The sequence below is a fragment of the Aeromonas sp. 601039 genome (assembly GCF_049174415.1).
GTDB classification, from domain to species: Bacteria; Pseudomonadota; Gammaproteobacteria; order Enterobacterales; family Aeromonadaceae; genus Aeromonas; species Aeromonas veronii_A.
Genome location: NZ_JAAKTL010000017.1, coordinates 53,868 through 76,026, shown reverse-complemented (window position 1 = coordinate 76,026; position 22,159 = coordinate 53,868). Strand labels below are relative to the sequence as shown.

The following is a 22,159-nucleotide window of genomic DNA, read 5'->3' as shown; positions in this document are numbered from 1 at the left end:
GAGGCTGGCAGGACAATGAAAACGGGCACCGCGAGGTGCCCGTTTTGGTCATCAGTGGCGCAGTCCGGTACCCCGGGAGATAAGCCACCAGGCCAGACCGTAGAGGGCCACGATAAAGCCGATGATGATGAGGTAGGCGGTGCCGAGCGGCACGTCGGAGATACCGAGGAAACCGTAACGGAACGCGTTCACCATGTAGATGATGGGGTTCACCTGGGAGACCCCCTGCCAGAAGGGGGGCAGCAGGCTGATGGAGTAGAACACCCCGCCCAGATAGGTGAGCGGCGTCAGCACGAAGGTGGGGATGATGCTGATGTCGTCGAAGGTCTTGGCAAACACCGCGTTGATAAGGCCACCCAGCGAGAAGAGGATCGCGGTGAGCAGCACGGTCACGCAGACGCTGAACAGATGGTGGATCTGCAGCGGCACGAAGAAGAGCGACACTAGGGTGACGATGAGGCCGACACAGAGGCCGCGTGCCACGCCTCCGCCCACATAACCGGCGATGATGACGTAGTTGGGCACCGGTGCCACCAGCATCTCCTCGATATTGCGCTGGAACTTGGCGCTGAAGAAGGAGGAGGCGACGTTGGAGTAGGAGTTGGTGATCACCGACATCATGATGAGGCCGGGCACGATGAACTCCATGTAGGTGAAACCGCCCATGTCACCGATGCGCGAACCGATCAGGTTGCCGAAGATGACGAAGTAGAGGCTCATGGTGATGGCCGGTGGCACCAGGGTCTGGATCCAGATGCGGGTGAAGCGGCTCACCTCCTTGGCCAGAATGCTCTTGAAGGCGATGTAGTAGATGGCCAGATTCATGCTTTTCTCCCCTCTTCGACCAGATTGACGAACAGCTCTTCCAGCCGGTTGGCCTTGTTGCGCATGCTCACGACCTGCACCTGCTGGTTCGACAGCTGCTCGAACAGGCTGTTGAGTGACTGGCTCTTGTCGAGATCCACTTCAAGGGTGCGCTCATCCGGCATGCGGCCGTTGAACTCTGGCACTTCAGGTACGGCAGAACCTGGCGCAAGGTCGAGCAGGAAGGTCTCGCGACCCAGCTTGCCCAGCAGATTCTTCATGCTGGTGTTCTCGATCAGACGACCCTTGTCGATGATGCCGATGTTGCGGCAGAGCATCTCCGCCTCTTCCAGATAGTGGGTAGTGAGGATGATGGTGACGCCCTGCTCGTTGAGATCCTTGAGGAAGGTCCACATGGAGCGGCGGATCTCGATATCGACCCCGGCGGTCGGTTCATCGAGGATCAGCAGTTTGGGCTCGTGCATCAGGGCGCGGGCGATCATCAGGCGACGCTTCATGCCGCCGGAGAGAGTGCGGGCAGGCATGTCGCGCTTCTCCCACAGATCGAGCTGACGCAGGTACTTCTCGGCGCGGATCTTGGCTTCCGCCTTGGGCACGCCGTAGAAACCGGCCTGATGGGTGACAATCTGGATCACCTTCTCGAACTGGCTGAAGTTGAACTCCTGCGGTACCAGTCCGAGCTGGGCCTTGGCCTGTTCCAGATCGCTGTCGATGTCGTAGCCAAACACCTTCACCTTGCCGGCGCTCTTGTTCACCAGCGAGCTGATGACGCCGATGGTGGTGGATTTGCCCGCGCCGTTGGGGCCTAGCAGGGCGAAGAAATCCCCCTGCCTGACGGTAAGATCGATGCCTTTAAGGGCTTCGACGCCCCCCTGATAGGTCTTTTTCAGGCCGCTGATTTCCAGTGCGTTCATTGCAACCTCTGTGATGGTTGAATCCGGCTCGATACAGAAAAGGCGGCCAAGGCCGCCTGCACAGAGTAAAGGGCGCAAGGCCGCTTCACCCGTGATATTCCTGAACCTGGCTTACTCCTGAGGTACCACTTTGCCGATAAACGGCAGGTTGCGATACTTCTGGGCGTAGTCGATGCCGCAGCCGACCACGAATTCGTCCGGGATGGCGAAGCCAATCCAGTCGACCGGCACCTGCACTTCGCGGCGGGAGGGTTTGTCCAGCAGGGTGCAGATGGCCAGGGATTTCGGCTCGCGCAGGGAGAGGATCTCGCGCACCTTGTTGAGGGTGTAACCGGTGTCGATGATGTCTTCCACGATCACCACATCCTTGCCCTTGATGTCGTCGTCCAGGTCTTTGAGGATGCGGACGTCACGGGTGCTGTGCATGCCGGAGCCGTAGCTGGAGGCGGTCATGAAGTCCAGGGTGATGGGCAGCTGGCACTGGCGGCAGAGGTCGGCCAGGAAGATGCAGGAACCGCGCAGCAGCGCAATCATCACGACTTCGTCAGAACCCTGATAGCGGGCGGTGATCTCTTCACCCAATTTGGCGATCCGGGCGGCTACTTCAGCCTCGGAGATCATCACCTCGACGGTGTGTTTCATCACTTACTCCCATAAGGCCAAAGGGGATTTGGCCGTTCATGAATATCAAAACCGATGATTCTACCACTCATGTCGAAGGGTGCTAGAGATACGTGGTGCTTTTATCAGCTTATTTTAATTGATAGAGTTAGCAGGCACTCAGGCATGATTAGTTAAAATACTATAAACACCATAATCAATAACTATTAGATGATAAAAACTATGGAACCACGCGCAGAAATAAGACGTCGTACCCGGCTGTCGCCGGAAGCTCGTCGCTCCCAATTGATGGAATGTGCCATCGAGGTGTTCTCCCGTCGCGGTATTGGCCGTGCAGGTCACGCCGAGATAGCCGAACAGGCCAAGGTCTCTGTGGCTACTGTCTTCAACTATTTCAACACCCGCGAGGAGTTGGTAGATGAGGTGCTGGCCGAGATCGAACGCTTTGTGAACCAGATGCTGTCGCAGGCATACGGTGACCAGGGCTCCATTTTCGACAAGATTCAGCGTCATGTACGCCTCTCTGTCGATGCGGCCTACGATCAACCGGATTATGCCGGTATCTGGCTGGAGTGGAGTTCCTCGGTTCGGGAAGAGGTATGGCCCCGCTATACCCGCCTGCTCGATCAGTGCCTTGAGCTGATCGCCAGCGAGCTGCAAACCGCTATGGATGCAGGGGAGATCACTAGCGTGCTGTCGGCACAGGATCTGGCCCGCTCTTTGACCGGTTTTGGCTATGTGATGATGCAGATGATCAATCAACCTCAGCGCCCGGCGCGCCAAGAGGTGACTGATTTCCTGTTCAAGTACGTGACGGCGCCAATTCAGGCTCGCTAACACGACTTAACGAAAAAACGGCGTCACTCATTGAGTGGCGCCGTTTTTTTATGACCGAATGTGGCGGTCACTTCAATGGTGGCCATAGCCCCAGCGGTGGGTCAACTCATGCTCGACACCCAGATGATCGAGGATGCGGGCGACCATAAAGTCCACCAGATCCTCGATGCTTTTCGGCTCATGATAGAAACCGGGGGCAGCGGGCATGATGGTCACCCCGAGCCGTGCCAGTTTCAGCATGTTCTCCAGATGGATCGCCGAGAAGGGGGTTTCGCGGGGCACCAGGATCAGCTGGCCGCGCTCCTTGAGCACCACATCCGCCGCCCGCTCCAGCAGGTTGTCCGAGGTGCCGTTGGCAATGGCCGAGACGGTGCCCATGGAGCAGGGGCAGACCACCATCTGTTTGGGGGCTGCCGAACCGGAGGCGACTGGCGAGAACCACTCCTCCTTGCCGCAGGCGACAATCTGCCCCTCCTTGGCGCCATATTGGCGACAGAGATAAGCAGAGAGCTCTTTCGGTGAGCCGGGCCAATCCTGCTGCTGCTCGGTCTTGAGTACCACACGAGCCGCCGAGGAGGCGAGCAGGTAGACCCGATAGTCCGCCTGCACCAGACACTGGAGCAGGCGCAGGGCGTAGGGGGCGCCGGAGGCACCGGTCAGCGCCAGGGTGATCGTTTTGTTCATAGTTCGCCGTGGTAATCCTTGAGGCGGGCGATCAGCTTGTCATGAATGCCACCGAAGCCGCCGTTGCTCATGATCAGAATATGGTCGCCATCGCGGCTCTCGGCCACCAGCCGGTTGATCAGGGTCTCCAGATCGTTGAACACCTTGGCCGGTCGGGTCATATGGGCAGTCACTTCGCCGAGATCCCAGCCGATGTTGGGAGGCTGGAAGAAGAATACCTCGTCAGCACCATCGAAGCAGCCGGCCAGCTCCTCCTTGTGTACCCCCAGTTTCATGGTGTTGGAGCGCGGCTCCAGCACTGCCAGGATACGGGCTTTGCCTACCTTGGCGCGCAGACCGCCAAGCGTGGTCTCGATGGCGGTGGGGTGGTGGGCAAAGTCGTCATAGACACTGATGCCAGCTACCTCGCCCTTGAGCTCCATCCGTCGCTTGGGGGATTTGAACTGGCAGAGCGCCGCGATGCCGTGCTCCACCATCACGCCAGCATGACGTGCGGCCGCGATGGCCATCAGACCATTGTTGACGTTGTGCTCGCCGATACACTCCCAGTGCACCTCGCCCTGTTTTTCGCCATCCAGCCACACTTCGAAGGCGGAGCCGTCATCGGCCAGCTTGACCGCCTTCCACTTGGCGTCGTCCTGACCTACCAGCTCCACTTCGCTCCAGCAGCCCATCTTGCGCACGGCGGTGAGGTTGTCATCGGCTTGCGGGAACAGCACCCGGCCGTTGCTCGGCACGGTGCGCATCAGGTGGTGGAACTGGCGCTGGATCGCGGCGAGATCAGGGAAGATGTCCGCGTGGTCGAACTCCAGGTTGTTCATCACCAGGGTGCGCGGGTGGTAGTGAACGAACTTGGAGCGCTTGTCGAAGAAGGCGCAGTCATACTCGTCCGCTTCGATGACAAAGAAGGGGGCGGAGCCGAGACGGGCCGAGACCGGGAAGTTGCCCGGCACGCCGCCAATCAGGAAACCGGGCTCCAGCTTGGCGTACTCCAGCACCCAGGCCAGCATGCTGGCTGTGGTGGTCTTGCCATGGGTGCCGGCGACGGCCAGTACCCAGCGATCCTGCAGCACGTGCTCCAGCAGCCACTGGGGGCCGGAGATGTAGGGCAGATTGCGATCCAGCACATATTCAACACAGGGGTTGCCGCGGCTCATGGCGTTGCCGATAACCACCAGATCCGGCGCCGGATCGAGTTGGGAGGGGTCATAGCCTTCGGTCAGTTCGATGCCCTGTTGCTCGAGCTGGGTACTCATGGGGGGATAGACGTTGGCATCCGAACCGGTCACCCGGTAACCAAGCTGTTTTGCCAACACCGCCAGACCACCCATAAAGGTGCCGCAGATCCCGAGAATGTGAATATGCATACCGCTTCCTTTCGCAGTAAAGGGAAGTGCGCATTCTAGGGGGTGTTGCGGTGGTGGCACAAGCCGCACTCATGGTGAGAAGCCCACAGATGCAGCACCGGAGGCAGAAATCTTGGCGCTGTTGGGATATGCGAGATTGGAATAGGCTGACGGGCTTTGTTTGAGGCTTGATATTGTGTCGCACTTTCTTACAATTCTTCGGTTTTGTGACGCACGCTACAGTTTTACGATATCGCCCTTTTCCAAAGGAGAGTCCCCATGGGCAAGTTCCTGCTTTGCTATCTGGTCGGTGGTCTGGTGGCCATCAGTTGGGCTGCGCTGCCCGCTCATGGTCCCTGGGAACAGTGGGACCTCGCGATTTTTCATACCGTTAACGGCTGGCTCGGGCAGTCGGCTCTGTGGGCCGATCTGGTGGCCATCACCAATAACCGGCTGTTCGATCTGGCGGTGCTGGCCTGTATGGGGCTGATCCTGGCCCGCTGCTTCTTCGCCCGGGATTTGGTGGGTCGTCGCCAACTGGTGGCGATGGGGATAGTGATGCTGCTGAGTGCGTTAGTGATCAACCAGCTTGGTCACCGATTGCCGGTGGAGCGTCCCAGCCCGACTCTGATGGTGGCCGATGCGCTGCGGGTGACCCAGATCAGCGGTATTCCGACCAAGGACTTTTCCGGTGATAGCTTCCCGGGGGATCACGCCCTGTTCCTGATGATCTTTGCCGGTTTTGCCCTGCGCTATCTGCCGCGCTGGGCGGGAGTCACCGCATTGCTGATGGTGCCGATCTTTTCCGCGCCGCGCATTCTGGCTGGCGCTCACTGGTTTACCGATGTCTATGTCGGCGCGTTGGGGCTGGCGACCCTCTGTCTGCCCTGGGTGCTGCTGACCCCGCTGGCGGATCGGCTGATAGAGCGTCTCGCCCCCCGATTGGCCCGTGTGCCGCTGCTGCGCAGTCAGACCCACTGATTGAACGTCGCAAAATAAAACGCCCCGACATGAAAATGTCGGGGCGTTTTATTATCCACCCACGAGATATCAGCCTTGATAGCCGTTCGGGTTGTTGCTTTGCCAGCGCCAGGTATCGACCATCATCTGCTCCAGACCGCGCTCAGCCTGCCAGCCCAGCTCGGCACGGGCCAGTGTCGGCTCTGCCCAGCACTCGGCGATGTCGCCCGGGCGACGGGGTTTGATCTGGTAGGGAATGGGTCGGCCGCTGGCCGCTTCAAACGCCTTGACCATCTCCAGTACCGAGTAGCCCTGACCTGTGCCCAGGTTGTAGGTGAAGACGCCGGTGTCGCTCTTGATGCGCGCCAGTGCTTTCAGGTGGCCGATGGCGAGATCCACCACATGGATGTAGTCACGTACGCCGGTGCCATCCGGGGTCGGGTAGTCGTTGCCAAATACCCCCAGCTCCTTGAGCTTGCCCACGCCGACCTGGCTGATATAGGGCAACAGGTTGTTGGGGATGCCGTTGGGATCTTCACCAATCAGGCCGCTCTCGTGGGCGCCGACCGGGTTGAAGTAACGCAGCAGTACGATAGCCCAGCGGGGATCGGATTTGGCGAGATCGCGCAGGATCTCCTCCACCATCAGCTTGGAGCGACCATAGGGGTTGGTGGCGCTGGTGGGGAAATCTTCCCGCAGCGGTACCGAGGCGGGATCGCCATAGACAGTGGCCGAGGAGCTGAATACCAGCCGGAAAACCCCGGCCTTGGCCATCTCTTCGCACAGCACCAGAGTGCCGCTGATGTTGTTCTGGTAGTAGGTGAGCGGGATCTGGCTCGACTCCCCGACCGCCTTGAGGCCGGCGAAGTGGATGACCGATTCGATCTGGTGGTTGGCGAACAGCTGCTGCAGGCAGGCTCTGTCCAGCACATCCCCTTCGACGAAGGTGACCGGTTTGCCGGTGATCTGCTCGACCCGCTTGAGTGACGCCGGTGAGGAGTTGGATAGGTTGTCGAGTACCACGACCTGCTGCCCCGCGCCCAGCAGCTCAACCAGGGTGTGGGAGCCGATATAGCCGGCGCCCCCTGTGACCAGTATTGTCATTTTTTATCCCGTGTTCTGGTGAAACTGGGGCCGAGTCTACCCGTCCTGCCCGCTCGGAAAAAGGTTGAGATACCAATGAAGCCCTTTGTGTATCTCAATAATCGAGACTGATATCCCCTTTCGCAGTGCAGGAACAGGCCAGAGCAACGCCGCTCTCCAGATCCTGCGCACTCAAGGTCATCACGCTCTGGCGCTCGATGTCACCTGTGGTGGTGCAACGACAGCTGCCACATACCCCGGCGCGACAAGCAGCCATCATGGTTTCGCCCGCCGCTTCCAGCGCCGCCAGCAGGGTCTGACCCGACAGGATCTTCACCTTTTTGCCGCTCTTTTTCAGGGTCAGCCAGAAGTGGTCGCTGGTGGTGGTGGCAGGCTCTGCTGGAGGAAGGCCAAAAGACTCCTGATGCAGCTGCTCCGGCGGCAGTCCCAGCTCTGTCAGCATGGTTTTGACCGCCGCCATATAGGGGGCTGGGCCGCAGAGATAGACATGGCGTTCGCGCAGATCCGGGGCCAGCTCGGCCAGCATGGCGGGGGTGAGTCGGCCCACCCAGGGATGAGCCGTTGGCGCCTCTTCCAGTATCAGGGCATGCCGTACACCGGGATGGGCTTCGGCCAATGCAGCCAAGTCATCTGCGAAGATCACATCTGCTGGCGAGCGGGCGCTATGGATAAAGCGGATATCGGCATCCGGCCGTTTGGCTAGCTCGTCCCGCAACATGGCCCACATGGGGGTGATGCCGGAACCAGCGCTCAAGAGCAGCGGCCGCTCGCAGGGCAGGGCGGTCAGGTTGAAATCGCCGAACGGGCCATCAGCCCGGATCTTGTCTCCCACCTGCAAGGTCTGGTGCAGATGGTGGGAGACTAGCCCCACATCCTTGATGGTGACCTGCCAGCATGCATCCTGTGGGCTGGAGGAGAGGGTATAGGCGCGGCACTCCGGCTGGCCGTCTATCTCGGTGTGCAGGGTGATGCACTGGCCAGCTAGTACCGGTGGGAGGCTGCCGGAAAGAGGCGCCAGCTGCCAGCTCACTACGTCGTGGGTGTTCTGTTGGCGGCCAATGCAGGTGAGCGTGAGAGAGGTCATCACAAGGCTCCTTGGGTTTGATAAGGTTTGAAACGGTTTGAAAAACGTCTGGTGAAAAAGCCGGGTCCAGAAAAAAGGCGAGCCGGGCGGCTCGCCAAACGCTTACAACATGAGGTGCCGATCAGGCCGCCAGGATCTCGGCCAAGTCAGCCTCGGCCGTGGTGGTCCCTTTCAGACCGAACTGCTCTTCCAGCACCTTGAGCAGAGCCGGAGTGAGGAAGGCGGGGGCGGTCGGGCCGGTACGAATGTCCTTCACCCCGAGGGAGAGCAGGGTGAGCAGAATAACGATGGCTTTTTGCTCGAACCAGGAGAGCACCAGCGTCAGCGGCAGATCGTTGACACCGCACTCGAACGCCTCGGAGAGTGCCAGCGCCAACTGAATGGCGGAGTAGGCATCGTTGCACTGACCCACGTCCAGCAGACGCGGAATGCCGCCGATGTCGCCAAAGTCGAGCTTGTTGAACTTGTATTTGCCGCAGCCCAGGGTGAGCAGCAGGCTGTCGCGCGGTGCCGCCTTGGCAAACTCGGTGAAGTAGGCGCGCTCGGCCTTGTCGCCGTCACAGCCACCCACCAGGAAGAAGTGGCTGATCTCCCCGGCCTTGACCTTCTCGATCACCGCGGGTGCTGCCTGCATCAGGGCGTTGCGGGCAAAGCCGATGGTGATGAAGTGTTCGAGTTCGGTGTGTTTGAAGCCTTCAAGCGCTTGGGCCTTGGCGATCACGGCGGAGAAATCATCCCCCTCAAGATGGGTTACGCCCGGCCAGCCGACGATGGAGCGGGTGAAGATGCGGTCCGAGTAGTTGCCCACGTTCGGGTCGATGATGCAGTTGGAGGTCATTACCACCGCGCCCGGGAAGTTGGCAAACTCTTTCTGCTGGTTCTGCCAGGCGGAGCCGTAGTTGCCCACCAGATGGGGGTACTGCTTGAAGAAGGGATAGGCCAGTGCGGGCAGCATCTCGCCGTGGGTGTAGACATGAATGCCGGTCCCTTTGGTCTGCTCCAGAATGAGCTTGAGATCCATCATGTCGTGGCCGGAGACCAGAATGCACTTGCCGGGGATCGGGGTGACCCTGACCCGGGTCGGCTCCGGATGGCCGAAGGCGCTGGTTTCACCGAGATCCAGCATCTCCATGATTTTGAAGTTGAGCTGACCGATCTCCATGGCACAGCTGAACAGCCGACCCATTTCGCTCGGGTCTGTGCTTAGCCAGCTCATGATGCGGTGGAATTCGGCGGCCACCTCGTCACTCTGCTGATCCAGCACCCGGGCGTGCTCCATGTAGGCGGCGGCGCCCTTGAGGCCGTAGAGGCAGAGCAGACGCAGCCCCATGATGTCTTCGTTTACCTCGTTCTTGCCCCGATTGGGGGCGGCTGGTGCGGCATGGGCAAGTTGCTCCAGCAGCTCGGCACCGGGTTCGAAGTAAGCGGACTGTGGCAAGTCTTTGACCTGCACCGCCATGGCGGTCATACGATCGGCCAGCTGCTGGCGATAGGCGAGCGCCTGATTGACATAGGCCACGATGCGATTCGAGTCGAAGTTGACGTTGGTGAGGGTGGCGAAGAAGGCCTTGGGCACGAAGGCATCGATCTCGCGGTCGATGATGCCCTGCTCGCGGGCGGCCAGCGCCCAGGCGCTGAGCCCCTGCAGGGTGTAGATCAGTACATCCTGCAGATCCGAGGTTTCCGCCGTCTTGCCGCACATACCTTGTGCGTAGGCACAGCCGTTGCCAGCCGGGGTACGAATTGTCTGTTCACATTGCACACAAAACATCATGCCTCTCCTAATTGGACATTTCAGTTGTCTGTTTTGTGGCGATTCTATTCCTCTCGCGAAAAACTTAATAGGTATTCAATTTGCCAATTAAGATTCCTTTGATGCAGATCAAAAACAAAAAAAGCCGCCCAAACAGGGCGGCAAGCGGGTGGATAAAAGGAGAGACAACTCAGGTTTGCAACAGAACATAACAATCAGACGGATTGGGCCGTGGTCTGGTCAGGAGCTTTCGGCCCGGAACTTACTCAACCCAGCATACGTACGCTGTAGTCGGCTTGGTTCACTATCAGGCCAGATAAGCGCGCAGCATCCAGACCAGTTTTTCCTGCTGCTGCACATAGTCGGAGAGGATGGAGGCAGTGCCCTCATCACCGGCTTCGGCTGCTTGACCCAGAATACGGCGCTGGGCGACCAGCAGTTCGCGGAAGCTCTCCAGCAGGGATTCGACACAGGCGCGGCCATCGTGCAGCCCTTTTTGCTCCGGGATGGCAGAGACTTTCAGATAGTCGCTGAAGCTGTGCATTGGCACGCCATCCAGGGTCAGGATCCGCTCGGCCAGTGCATCGACTTTCAACAGCAGGTCGTTGTAAATCTCTTCAAATTTCAGGTGCAGTTCGAAGAACTGGTTGCCACGGATATTCCAGTGGAAGCCGCGCACGTTCATGTAGAGGATCTGGTAGCTGGCCAGCAATTTGTTCAACTCGGCTGCCAGGGCTTGTGATTGAGCAGTATCAAGACCAATCGGGCTTTTCATCATTCACCTCCAGATTTGGAAATCGGTTTGAAATTCTCTTTCGGAACGCAGTCAGAATAACGCCTTGCAAAATGCAGGGACAATTGCTTGTGCCTAACTGTTTGATAGCTAACGGCTATCAAACAGTACGCAGCAACGGTGACAATAGATGAGGATTAGGGGAAGTATTTTTCGAGCAGCGCCATCAGGATGGCCTGGCACTCGCGGTCCGGTTTGCTATCGACCTTGCTGGCGCGAAAGTGGAGCTGAAAGGCGCCCATGACGGCGTGGCTCTGCTCATCCCACTGGCCGCTCCGGGGCAGGCCATAGCCATAGCGGGCCAGCTGCTGCTGCCACATGGCCGCATCCCAATCGGGCAAGGGGCTGGCCAGTAACTCGGCCACCCGACCTTCATCTGGCCAGGCGCCGACTCCGTACGTCAGATAGAGCTGGCGCCAGGGGAAGTGGGGGCCGGGATCCTGCTTGCGCTCGGGGGCGACATCGCTGTGGCCCAGCACCTGGGGCGGTGGAATCTGGTAGCGGGCGACCAGCTCCCGACTGAGGGCGCCGACGGCGGCAATCTGCTGCGGGGTATAGGGTTGCCAGCGCCGCGCATCGGGGGCCAGCGGCTCATCTTCCGCTGGATAGCCGAGGTTGACGATCTCGATGCCAAGAGAGCTGGCATTGAGCCCGGCATATTGGTGCCAGCGGCTGCGTCCCGCATGCCAGGCGCGCGCGCTGTCTGGCACCAGCTGATAGACGGTGAGCGGTGTTTTGTGGCTGTCGCGGGGGATCAGGTAGTGGGCGCTTACCTTGTGCTCCGGCTCGGTCAAGAGGCGCAGGGAATTGGCATCATCTTCATCGGTGTAGTGGAGGATCAGAAAGGCGATCCGCTCGTTCTGGTTGGCACTCTGATAGCGGGTAGATAGCTGGTACTCGGACGGTGTGCAGGCGCTCAGCAGCAGAACCAGTGGCAGAAAGAAGAGGGGAAGAAGAGAGCGCCAGCGCCATCCCCCTGCCACAGTCAGTCTGCTGAACGTGGGAGGAGTGAGTCGCTGGCACATGTCGAAGGTCCTGTCTGGTCAGTCGCGCGGCTGGTTAGCCGCGGTATTTGGCAGTGAGACCGATCAGGAAGTTGCGCAGGATCTGATCCCCGCAATCCTGATAGTGCTTGTGATCCTTGGAGCGGAACAGGGCACTGAGCTCGGACTTGGAGAGGTTGAAGTCGGCGAGCTTGAGGGCGCCGAGCATGTCCTCTTCCTTGAAGTTGAGGCCGATGCGCAGCTTGCGCAGGATCATGTTGTTGTTGATCCGGTTCGGGATCACCTGGGGCGGTGCATCTTCCCGCACGCCGCGGCGGGCGATGATGAAACCGTCGAGGAACTGGCTCAGGGCCGAGTCGGGACAGGCGACATAGCCTGCCTCTTGCTCTTCACCTTCCGCCGCCTCTTTCATCAACCAGCTGTGCAGCTGGGCGTGAGTGACCGTCAGGTTGCCCTTGGCAAACATCTCGACCATCTGGTCGTTGCTGATGGTGAGGGCGTAGCGCAGACGGCGCAGAATATCGTTGTTGGTCATGCTGACTCCTGTGTAAACGGCGCAACTTTACCATCTGGCAGCCCGCGCGTCAGAAAAAGCGGGGGCCGATACAGTTCAGGTCAAGCTCATCAAGCCTTGCCGAGATAACGGGGCGCCTCCTGGCGCACCAGTTCCAGCGCATCTTGCAGCTCCAGCAGCTCGGGTTCCAGCTCGCTCACCGGCACGCCGTCACGCAGCTGTTGCTCCAGCTGGGAGAGCAGCCGTTGCAGTCCCGGTACCCCGGAATAGGCACAGCCGCCGTTGAGGCGATGGAGCTGGGCCAGCACCTCGCTATCTTCAATTTCGCCAGCCAGCGCGCTATCCAACACCGGCTCGACCTCGTCAAAACTGGCCAGCAGCATGGTCAGCATCTCTCTGGCGAGATGCTCTTTCCCCGCCGCCTGCCGCACCGCCAGTGCCCAGTCGATCTGTTGGGCACCATTATTCTGGTGACGGCGATGGGCAAAGTCGGTGATGAGCTGGGCCAGCATGCTCTCGTCGATGGGTTTGGCCAGATAGTCGTCCATCCCCTGCCTGATCAGTCGCTCCCGTTCTCCGGGGATGGCGTGGGCGGTCACCGCCACGATCGGGGTGGTGGTGTTGAGGGACTGGTTGCGGATCGCCTGGGTGGCACTGATGCCATCCATGACCGGCATCTGGATATCCATGAAGATGATGTCGAACGGCTGGCTCTGGGCCTGCTTGACCGCCTCCTTGCCGTTTTTGCACACCACCACCTGACTCACCATATCCTTGAGCATGGCGGCGATCAGCTTGAGGTTGGCGGCGTTGTCATCCACCGCCAGCACCTTGATGGGCTGCAACTGGCGCGGCGCAGGTTGCGCAGGCAGCTTCTGGCGGCTCGATTCCGGCGAGAGCAGGGCGTGCAGCAGCTTGCGGTGGTTGACCGGTTTGGAGAGACAGTGCTGGGCGCCATGGGCCAGCATCGCTTCATAGAGCGCCGGCTCGTGGCTGCTGAGCAGTACTATGGTGTTCTGCTGCTGGCCGTTCAGTCTGTCGAGACGGCCGAGCACCTGCTGCGGCGTATGCAGGGTGCTGCTGCCGATGATCACCATCTCCTGCTCGCTCATCTCGGGCCAGGGATCATCGCTGGTCAGTGGGTGCACGTCGAGGTGCCACTCCGCCAGCAGGGCGAGCAGGGAGGCTTGCGCGAAGGGATCCGGCTCCAGCAGCCAGAGCCGTTTGCCACGGATCCGATCCAGCGGCAGTTGATCGGTCTGGGGCAGGGGGGAGACCTCCACATCCAGACTGAAGGAGAAGATGGAGCCCTTGCCGAGCTCCGATTCAAAGCGGATCTGGCCGCCCATCTGCTGCACCAGCTTCTGGGTGATAACGAGGCCTAGGCCTGTGCCGCCATAACGGCGGGAGATGGAGGAGTCGGCCTGATTGAAGGCCTGGAACAGCTGATGTTGCTGCTCCTGGGAGATGCCGATGCCGGTATCGCGGATCTGGACGTTGAGCCTCACCTTGTGGTTGCCACTGCCGGTCTGCTCGATATGGACATCCACGTTGCCCTGTTCGGTGAACTTGATGGCGTTGCCGGTGAGGTTGGTCAGCACCTGTTGCAGACGCATGGGGTCGCCGGTGAGGTAGTCCGGTACATCGGCATCCACCCGCAGGGAGAGCTCCAGTTGTTTGTCGTGGGCGCTGGGGCCGAGCAGGTGCATGGTCTCGTTGAGGGTGTCGCGCAGGCTGAACGGGATATGTTCCAGCTGCAGCTTGCCCGCTTCCAGCTTAGAGAAGTCGAGGATGTCGTTGATGATGCCAAGCAGGTTGCGCGCCGACTTCTCGATGGTCTGCATGTAGTCGGTCTGGCTCGGGGTCAGGCTGGTTTTCAGCAGCTGGCGGGTAAAACCGATGACCCCGTTGAGCGGTGTACGAAGCTCGTGGGACATGTTGGCCAGAAACTCCGACTTGACCCGCGCCGCCTCCTGCGCCCGCTTCTTGGCCATGTCGAGCTCGACGTTCTGGATCTCGATCTGCTCCAGGGTTTCGCGCAGGTCAGAGGTGGCCTGATCGATATTCTGCTGCATCTCTTCGTGATATTCGGAGAGCGCCTTGGCCATGGCGTTGATGCCATTTTTCAGCATATCCAGCTCGCCGGTGAGCTGGCCGCTGACCCGGGTATCGAGCCGCCCCTCCCTGATTTTGTGCACTGCCTGCACCATGTTGGTGATGGGCTGGGTCACGCTCTTGACCAGCCGGAAGCCAAACAGGGTACTGAAGGCGACCCCGATGAGCACCATGATCACCGCAAAGAAGGTGTCGCGGTATTGCAGCAGCATGGCCCTGTCGGTCGCCATCTGCATCGAGATGTAGCCGATCATCGGCGGCTCTACATCGCTGGGCAGCGGGAAGCCATCCAGACTGGTTTCAGCCTGGATCGGGGTGCGCAAAATGATGTCGTCCCCCTGAAACGTCACGCTGGTCAGATCCGGAATGGGCTCGCCATCGGGCAGCCTGAGCCGGGTGAAATCCCGGTGGTAGTTCGAGGTAACGAACAGCTGGTTGTCCTGGGTGAAGACAGCGATGGACTTGATGAAGGGGGAGTTCTTGCGATGGGTCAGGCCAATGAGCCGCTTGAGGGATTCTCGACTGTGCTGGGTCATCCCGTATTCACTGGCGATCGCCAGCGGTTCGATAATGTTGATCCCCTGATCAATGAGGTTGTTTTCCAGCTGCTGGTAGCGGTGGAAGGTGAAGTAACCGGCCATCAGGCCACCGATGATCAGGGTTGGCAGGATGGTGAAGGCGAGAACGCGTGCTCTCAGGCCATATTTGGTCATACGAACAGGCCACCAGTGAACAGGGTTGGCGATAGGGTTGATGGCAATACACGGGCTCTGTGGCCGTATTTGGTCATACTATTATTCTTGTGGGACAATACCGGCAGCAGATTCCACAATCATGACATAGCCACCTATAGGCACCAAGTTTTATGGCCCAGTTTTTCAAGCCCCAAAAGAAGTCCACCCAGCTCCAACGTATTGAATTTACAATAGACACCCTCGATCACCACTGCGTCGGTATCGGTCGCCATCAGGGCAAGGCGATCTTCGTCGAAGGGGCACTGCCCGGCGAGACCGTCAAGGCACGCATCACCGAAGAGAAAAAGCAGTATGGTCACGCCGCCTTGCAACAGGTGGTGACCCCGGCAGCCAACCGTATCGCCCCCTTCTGCAGCCACTATCGCGAGTGCGGCGGTTGCAGTGCCCAGCACATGTCGGTTGCCGATCAGCAAGCCGCCAAGGCGGCCGGACTGGTCAGCCTGTTCGAGCGGTTGGGCAACATCAAGGCGCCGGCGCTGGAGCCGGTACTGACCGGTGAAGATCGTGCCTACCGCCGGGTCTGTCGTCTGGCCATCAAATTTGACAAGAACGGTCGCTGCACCCGGGTCGGTTTCCGCCGTCGCAACAGCAACGATCTGGTGGAAATCGAAGGGTGCCCGGTACTGGCCGAGCCGCTCTCTGCGCTGATTGCCCCGCTGCGTGAATGCCTCAATCGCCTCAAGAGCCAGCGCGAGCTGGGCCATGCGGAGCTAATCCAGGCCGAGCAGGGGATCATGATGCTGCTGCGCCATACTGGCCGTCCCAATGAGGCGGACCGCGCCCTGCTGGTGGAGTTTGCCAAAGCGCAGGGGAGCGACCTCTATCTGCAGGCGGCGGATGATCGCATCGAAGCGCTGCAGCAACAATTTTCCCCATCCTACTCGCTGGATGGCCTGTCTCTTGCATTTGCTCCCGGTGACTTCATTCAGGTCAACGGCCCCATCAACCAGAGCATGGTTGAGCAGGCGCTGACATGGCTCGGGGCGAGCAAGGATGACAAGGTGCTCGATCTCTTCTGCGGTATCGGCAACTTCACCCTGCCGCTGGCCCGTCAGGCTCGCGAAGTGGTGGGTGTGGAAGGTGAACTGGCCATGGTGCAGCGGGCCGAAGAGAACGCCCGTCGCAACGGCATCACCAATGCGCGTTTCTACAAAGCCGACCTGAGCGATGACATTGTCGGCATGTCCTGGGCGCGGGAAGGGTTTGATCTGGTGCTGCTGGATCCGGCTCGCCCCGGCGCGCTGGAAGTGATGGGACACGTCGTGAAACTTTCACCCAAGCGGGTGGTCTACGTCTCCTGTAACCCGGTCACCCTGGCGCGGGACAGTCAGGTGCTGGTGAAAGGGGGTTACCGTCTGGTGCGCCTCGGCATGCTCGACATGTTCCCTCACACCGGTCATCTGGAGTCCATGGCGCTGTTTGAACGGGAGTAAATGACTCATCAGTTCGGCGATGCCGGATAGGTCATCCGGCATGTTCGTTACTCTTTGAGCAGGTGTGTATATGCGGATATGTAATCTGGCATGTCTGCGGCTGTTTGAGCTGGTGTGTATATGAAGTAATCCTGCCATCAGTACGGCGATGCGGATGTGTAATCTGGCATGTCTGTGGCTGTTTGAGCTGGTGTGATTGGGGTAATCTAGACCCTCGTCGTTCGGCAGGGCCTGTTGGCGCGCTCTATTGTCTTTCTGGACAATATGCCTTGAAAAGTGCGCTGGATATCCCCATTTGAGGCAATCTCATGAGGGGAGAAAGTGACAGCTTTCGGCCCGATAATTTAAAGGATTGATACCATGGTTGCGGTTCGCGATATTCATTTGAAAGATAACTTCACCCTGGAAGAGTGGGTCAGCTCGCTCTCCTTGAGTGACAGTGAAAAGGATCAGCTGCGAACCGTCTACCAGTATTGTCTGACGCTCGGTGACGAGGCGCTGACCAGCAAGCTGCTGGTACGCGGCATCGAAATGGTGGGCATCCTGCAGATGCTCAGCATGGATATCGGCACTCTCAAAGCGGCCATCATCTACCCCTTCGTCGAAGCCGGTCTCATCAGCCAGGAGCGGATGGACGAGGACTTTGGCTCCAAGATCGCCAAGCTGGTGGAAGGGGTGCTGGAGATGGAAGCCATCCGCTCCCTGCAAACCCTCCATCGCAGCGAAACCTCGCCGGAGCAGGTCGACAACGTGCGTCGCATGTTGCTCGCCATGGTCGAGGATGTGCGCGCCGTGGTGATCAAGCTGGCGGAGCGGATCGCCTGCCTGCGGGAAGCGAAGACGGCAGATGAAGAGACCCGGGTGCTGATGGCCCAGGAGATCACCAACATCTATGCGCCGCTCGCCAACCGTCTGGGCATCGGCCAGCTCAAGTGGGAGCTGGAAGATCTCGCCTTCCGTTACCTGCACCCGGATACCTACAAACAGATCGCCAAGCAGCTCGACGAGAAGCGGCTTGACCGCGAGCGCTACATCCGCGAGTTTGTGCAATCCCTGCGTAATGGCCTGAAAGAGGCGGGAGTTGACGCCGAGGTGTACGGTCGGCCGAAACACATCTACAGCATCTGGCGCAAGATGCAGAAGAAGCACCTCGAGTTCAACGAGTTGTTCGACGTGCGCGCGGTGCGGGTAGTGACCAAGCGGCTGCAGGATTGCTATGCGGCGCTCGGCATAGTCCACACCCAGTTCCACCACATTCCCCGCGAGTTTGACGACTATGTCGCCAACCCCAAACCCAACGGCTATCAGTCGATCCACACCGTAGTGGTGGGGCCGGAGGGCAAGACAGTAGAGATCCAGATCCGTACTGACCAGATGCATCAGGATGCCGAACTCGGCGTCGCGGCGCACTGGCGCTACAAGGAAGGGGCACAGGCAGGCGGCAAGGCCAACACCTTCGAAGACAAGATCGAGTGGCTGCGCAAGCTGCTCGCCTGGCAGGAAGATCTCTCCGAGAGCGGCTCCCTGCTGGAAGATCTGCGCAGTCAGGTGTTCGAGGACAGAGTCTACGTCTTCACCCCGAAAGGGGATGTGATCGACCTGCCCGCTGGCGCTACCCCGCTTGATTTTGCCTATCACGTCCACAGCATGATCGGTCACCGCTGCATCGGCGCCAAGATTGATGGCCGCATCGTGCCTTTTACCTACGCGCTGCAGACCGGCGATCAGGTGGAGGTGATCACCCAGAAAGAGCCGAACCCGAGCCGCGACTGGATGAACCCCAACGCCGGCTTCCTGCGCTCCAGCCGGGCGAGGGCCAAGGTGGCGACCTGGTTCAGAAAACTGGATCGGGACAAGAATATCGTGGCCGGTCGCGAGCTGTTCGAGAAGGAGCTGGATCGCCACAACCTCAGCATGTCCAAGATCGACAAGGGCAACATGCTGCGGCGTTTCAATCTGGAGAGCACTGACGATCTGCTGGCTGGTATCGGCAGCGGCGATATCCGCATCAACCAGGTGCTCAACTATCTCGACACCTGCTACAACAAGCCGACGGCGGAAGAGGAAGATCGCCGCCTGCTGGAGAAGCTGGAGCAGAAGGCCAATGCGCCGATGCGCCACAAGCCCAAAGATCACATAGTGGTGGAAGGGGTCGGCAACTTGATGACCCATATTGCCCGCTGCTGCCAGCCCATTCCAGGGGACTCCATTCAGGGCTTTATCACCATGGGCCGTGGCGTTTCGATCCACCGGGAAGATTGCGAGCAGCTCAAGGAGTTGTCACGTCGCAATCCGGAGCGGCTGATCGATGCGGTGTGGGGGGAGAACTACTCCGGCGGCTACGGCCTCACCATCCGGATCATCTCCAACGATCGCTCCGGCTTGCTGCGCGATATCACCACAGTGCTGGCCAACGAGAAGATCAATGTGATGGGGGTGCGCTCACGCTCCAACGTGCGCGAGCAGACCGCTGAGATTGACATGGAGCTGGAGATTTACAACATCAACGCCTTCAACCGGGCGTTGGCCAAGCTCAGTCAGCTTAACGACGTGATCAGCGCCAAGCGGCTTTGATATCGAACCGACCGGCCCCAGTGGCCGGTCTGTATTTACGACCCTTTTTGAACGAATTGAAAGCGAATATCCCATGTCCCAACGTTATGACCTCTCCCAACTGTTCGACATGAGATTGCTCGACTGCGCGGTCTGATGTCGCTTCATCCCCATTTAACGAATCGAAAGTGAGTAGCCCATGTCCCAACGTTACGATCTGCCCCAACTGCTCGACATCATGGCTCGTCTGCGTGACCCGCAAAACGGCTGCCCCTGGGATCTGAAACAGGACTTCCAGACCATAGTGCCGCACACCCTGGAAGAGGCCTACGAAGTGGCCGATGCCATCGAGACCGAGGATTGGCAGGGGCTAAAAGGGGAGCTGGGGGATTTGCTGTTTCAGGTGGTGTTCTACGCCCAGCTGGGTAAAGAGCGGGGCTTGTTCGACTTCGCCGATATCGTCGATACGGTGAGCGAAAAGCTCATTCGCCGTCACCCCCACGTTTTTTCCGATGCAGATCTCTCCAACGAGCAGGCGGTAAAAGCGAACTGGGAGGCAGAAAAAGCCAAAGAGCGAGCGGCCCTCGACAAAGAGAGCGTGCTGGATGATATCCCGCTCTCGCTGCCTGCCCTGACCCGCGCCGCCAAAATTCAGAAACGTTGCGCCACCGTCGGTTTTGACTGGAAGACGTTGGGGCCTGTGGTGGACAAGATCCACGAGGAGATCGACGAGGTAATGGAAGAGGCATTGATGGCCGATGTGGACGAGGCGCGGGTGAGCGACGAGCTCGGCGACCTGCTGTTTGCCACCGTCAATCTGGTGCGTCATCTGGGCAAGGATCCGGAGCAGGTGCTGCGCGGTGCCAACGCCAAGTTCGAACGTCGTTTTCGTCAGGTTGAGCAGATAATCGCCGCAGAAGGCTTGAAAATGACCGATTGCACCCTCGAAAAGCTCGATGCCGCCTGGGATAAGGCGAAGGAAACCGAGCAAAGTTGATTTGGCGCAAGATGGGGGGGCGGTGAGCCTGATAGATTTTTGCTCATTGTTTGGGAGAGGGGTTTTTGGTATACTGTTTCCCCGTCCTGCTTCATCCCCGAAGCACCCCTTAAAATTCCCTAAACTTCTTTCAGGTTCAGCATGACGACCAAATATATTTTTGTTACTGGTGGCGTTGTTTCATCCCTCGGCAAAGGCATTGCCGCAGCTTCTCTGGCAGCCATTCTGGAAGCCCGTGGTCTGGATGTGACCATCATGAAACTGGACCCGTACATCAACGTGGATCCGGGCACCATGAGCCCGACCCAGCATGGTGAAGTGTTCGTAACCGAGGACGGGGCCGAAACCGATCTGGATTTGGGCCACTACGAGCGTTTCATCCGAACCAAGATGACCCGTCGCAACAACTTTACCACCGGCCGTATCTACGCCGACGTATTGCGTAAAGAGCGTCGTGGTGACTATCTGGGCGCCACCATTCAGGTTATCCCGCACATCACCAACGCCATCAAAGAGCGGGTGATTGCCGGTGCCGAAGGCCATCAGGTTGCCATCGTCGAAGTGGGCGGTACCGTAGGTGACATCGAGTCCCTGCCATTCCTCGAAGCCATTCGTCAGCTGGCTGCCGAAGTGGGCCGCAACAATGCCATGTTCATGCACCTGACGCTGGTTCCTTACCTGGCTGCTGCCGGTGAAGTGAAGACCAAGCCGACCCAGCACTCCGTCAAAGAGCTGCTCTCCATCGGTATCCAGCCGGATGTGCTGATCTGCCGCTCCGACCGTGCCATTCCGGCCAACGAGCGCGCCAAGATCGCCCTGTTCTGCAACGTGCCCGAGCGCGCCGTCATCTCCATGAAAGACGTCGACTCCATCTATAAGATCCCGGCGCTGCTGAAATCCCAGAATCTGGACTCCTACTTCACCGAGCGTTTCGGTCTGGAGTGCAAAGAAGCTGACTTGTCCGAGTGGGAACAGGTTATCTACGAAGAGGCCAACCCGACTGGTGAAGTAACCATCGGTATGGTCGGCAAGTACGTCTCCCTGCCGGACGCCTACAAGTCCGTCAACGAGGCGCTCAAGCACGGTGGTCTCAAGACCCGTCACTCCGTCAACATCAAGTACATCGACTCTCAGGACATCGAGACCCGTGGCGCCGAGCTGCTGGAAGGTCTGGACGCGATCCTGGTGCCGGGTGGCTTCGGTGAGCGCGGTGTGGAAGGCAAAATTCTGGCTGCCCAGTATGCCCGCGAGAACAAGATCCCCTACTTGGGTATCTGCCTCGGCATGCAGGTTGCCATGATCGAATTCGCTCGCAACGTAGCGGGCATGGAAGGGGCTCACTCCTCAGAATTCAAGAAAGATTGCGCCTATCCGGTCGTCGGCCTCATCACCGAGTGGGTGGATGAAGAGGGCAACGTCGAGACCCGTACCGAGAAGTCCGATCTGGGCGGTACCATGCGTCTGGGTTCCCAGCTCTGCCACCTGGTCGAAGATTCCAAAGTGCGTCAGATGTACGGTAGCCCGACCATTTACGAGCGTCACCGCCACCGTTACGAAGTAAACAACAAGCTGCTGCCGCAGATTGAAGCGGCAGGTCTGAAAGTGACCGGTCTCTCCGCCGACAAGAAGTTGGTGGAAATCATCGAGATCCCGGATCACCCCTGGTTCGTGGCTGCGCAGTTCCACCCGGAGTTCACCTCTACTCCTCGTGATGGCCACGCTCTGTTCGCCGGTTTTGTGAAGGCGGCAGGCGAGTATCAGAAGCGTAATTTGAAGTAATTGAAAATAAATGCGGTTGGGGCACTGTGCCACAGCCGCTTTTTTTGGCATATTTTTGTTGTTTTTTTACGAAACCTGAGGAAATACA

General features: G+C 59.2%; 18 protein-coding genes. 6 read left to right on the top strand and 12 right to left on the bottom strand.

The features are described from left to right. Positions 1-51 precede the first annotated feature (51 nt). From G5195_RS14690 to hpt, 3 genes are all read right to left on the bottom strand, one after another. Complete coding sequence (locus G5195_RS14690) at positions 52-825, bottom strand: ABC transporter permease (protein WP_123172386.1); 774 nt, start codon at positions 823-825, stop codon at positions 52-54. Then, positions 822-1,739 (bottom strand): ABC transporter ATP-binding protein, encoded by a 918-nt coding sequence (locus G5195_RS14685; RefSeq protein WP_005354634.1) that lies wholly within the window; start codon positions 1,737-1,739, stop codon positions 822-824. Before G5195_RS14685 ends, G5195_RS14690 begins: the two co-directional genes overlap by 4 nt. A gap of 111 nt (positions 1,740-1,850) precedes the next feature. Beyond that, positions 1,851-2,381, bottom strand: coding sequence for a hypoxanthine phosphoribosyltransferase (hpt, locus tag G5195_RS14680; protein ID WP_005335618.1), 531 nt, complete (start codon positions 2,379-2,381; stop codon positions 1,851-1,853). 201 nt (positions 2,382-2,582) lie between these two features. On the opposite strand from hpt, the gene G5195_RS14675 reads away from it, so the two are divergent. Next, the gene (locus G5195_RS14675; RefSeq protein WP_005362858.1) at positions 2,583-3,197 is read left to right on the top strand and encodes a TetR/AcrR family transcriptional regulator; all 615 of its coding nucleotides are present in this window, start codon (positions 2,583-2,585) and stop codon (positions 3,195-3,197) included. Between the two features lie 72 nt (positions 3,198-3,269). On the opposite strand, the gene G5195_RS14670 is transcribed toward G5195_RS14675, so the two are convergent. Next, positions 3,270-3,881, bottom strand: coding sequence for a flavin prenyltransferase UbiX (locus tag G5195_RS14670; protein WP_421222858.1), 612 nt, complete (start codon positions 3,879-3,881; stop codon positions 3,270-3,272). After that, positions 3,878-5,248, bottom strand: coding sequence for a UDP-N-acetylmuramate:L-alanyl-gamma-D-glutamyl-meso-diaminopimelate ligase (gene mpl / locus G5195_RS14665; protein WP_005335612.1), 1,371 nt, complete (start codon positions 5,246-5,248; stop codon positions 3,878-3,880). The genes G5195_RS14670 and mpl overlap by 4 nt, the downstream gene beginning before the upstream one ends. A 258-nt stretch (positions 5,249-5,506) precedes the next feature. On the opposite strand from mpl, the gene G5195_RS14660 reads away from it, so the two are divergent. Next, complete coding sequence (locus G5195_RS14660; protein WP_421222861.1) at positions 5,507-6,208, top strand: phosphatase PAP2 family protein; 702 nt, start codon at positions 5,507-5,509, stop codon at positions 6,206-6,208. Between the two features lie 69 nt (positions 6,209-6,277). Here the strand turns inward: G5195_RS14660 and galE are convergent, their stop codons facing one another. From galE to barA, 7 genes are all read right to left on the bottom strand, one after another. Beyond that, positions 6,278-7,291 carry a UDP-glucose 4-epimerase GalE gene (gene galE / locus G5195_RS14655; RefSeq protein WP_421222863.1) on the bottom strand — a complete coding sequence of 338 codons (1,014 nt, stop codon included), beginning with the start codon at positions 7,289-7,291 and terminating at the stop codon, positions 6,278-6,280. 94 nt (positions 7,292-7,385) lie between these two features. Further along, positions 7,386-8,375: an FAD-binding oxidoreductase gene (locus tag G5195_RS14650; protein ID WP_421222865.1), complete on the bottom strand. Its 990-nt coding sequence runs from the start codon at positions 8,373-8,375 to the stop codon at positions 7,386-7,388. Positions 8,376-8,496: 121 nt separating this feature from the next. Continuing rightward, entirely contained in the window at positions 8,497-10,146 is a 1,650-nt protein-coding gene (gene hcp, locus G5195_RS14645; protein WP_421236269.1) for a hydroxylamine reductase, read from the bottom strand. A 289-nt stretch (positions 10,147-10,435) separates the two neighbouring features. Beyond that, positions 10,436-10,903 carry a Dps family protein gene (locus G5195_RS14640; RefSeq protein WP_021229540.1) on the bottom strand — a complete coding sequence of 156 codons (468 nt, stop codon included), beginning with the start codon at positions 10,901-10,903 and terminating at the stop codon, positions 10,436-10,438. Positions 10,904-11,058: 155 nt separating this feature from the next. Continuing rightward, positions 11,059-11,946 carry an N-acetylmuramoyl-L-alanine amidase gene (locus G5195_RS14635; protein WP_421236268.1) on the bottom strand — a complete coding sequence of 296 codons (888 nt, stop codon included), beginning with the start codon at positions 11,944-11,946 and terminating at the stop codon, positions 11,059-11,061. A 34-nt stretch (positions 11,947-11,980) separates the two neighbouring features. Continuing rightward, on the bottom strand, positions 11,981-12,460 hold the full coding sequence (locus G5195_RS14630; RefSeq protein ID WP_421236267.1) for a DUF1456 family protein: 480 nt from the start codon (positions 12,458-12,460) through the stop codon (positions 11,981-11,983). Between the two features lie 89 nt (positions 12,461-12,549). Then, positions 12,550-15,267 (bottom strand): two-component sensor histidine kinase BarA, encoded by a 2,718-nt coding sequence (gene barA / locus G5195_RS14625; RefSeq protein WP_421172742.1) that lies wholly within the window; start codon positions 15,265-15,267, stop codon positions 12,550-12,552. 152 nt (positions 15,268-15,419) lie between these two features. Between barA and rlmD the strand changes: the two genes are divergently transcribed. The 4 genes from rlmD (at position 15,420) to pyrG (ending at position 22,071) form a co-directional block, all read left to right on the top strand. Beyond that, positions 15,420-16,742, top strand: coding sequence for a 23S rRNA (uracil(1939)-C(5))-methyltransferase RlmD (gene rlmD, locus G5195_RS14620; RefSeq protein ID WP_421236266.1), 1,323 nt, complete (start codon positions 15,420-15,422; stop codon positions 16,740-16,742). A gap of 360 nt (positions 16,743-17,102) precedes the next feature. Continuing rightward, complete coding sequence (gene relA, locus G5195_RS14615; RefSeq protein ID WP_005335588.1) at positions 17,103-19,316, top strand: GTP diphosphokinase; 2,214 nt, start codon at positions 17,103-17,105, stop codon at positions 19,314-19,316. Positions 19,317-19,494: 178 nt separating this feature from the next. Continuing rightward, positions 19,495-20,292, top strand: coding sequence for a nucleoside triphosphate pyrophosphohydrolase (gene mazG / locus G5195_RS14610; RefSeq protein ID WP_201995629.1), 798 nt, complete (start codon positions 19,495-19,497; stop codon positions 20,290-20,292). Between the two features lie 141 nt (positions 20,293-20,433). After that, entirely contained in the window at positions 20,434-22,071 is a 1,638-nt protein-coding gene (gene pyrG, locus G5195_RS14605) for a glutamine hydrolyzing CTP synthase (RefSeq protein ID WP_005335584.1), read from the top strand. Positions 22,072-22,159: the final 88 nt, after the last annotated feature.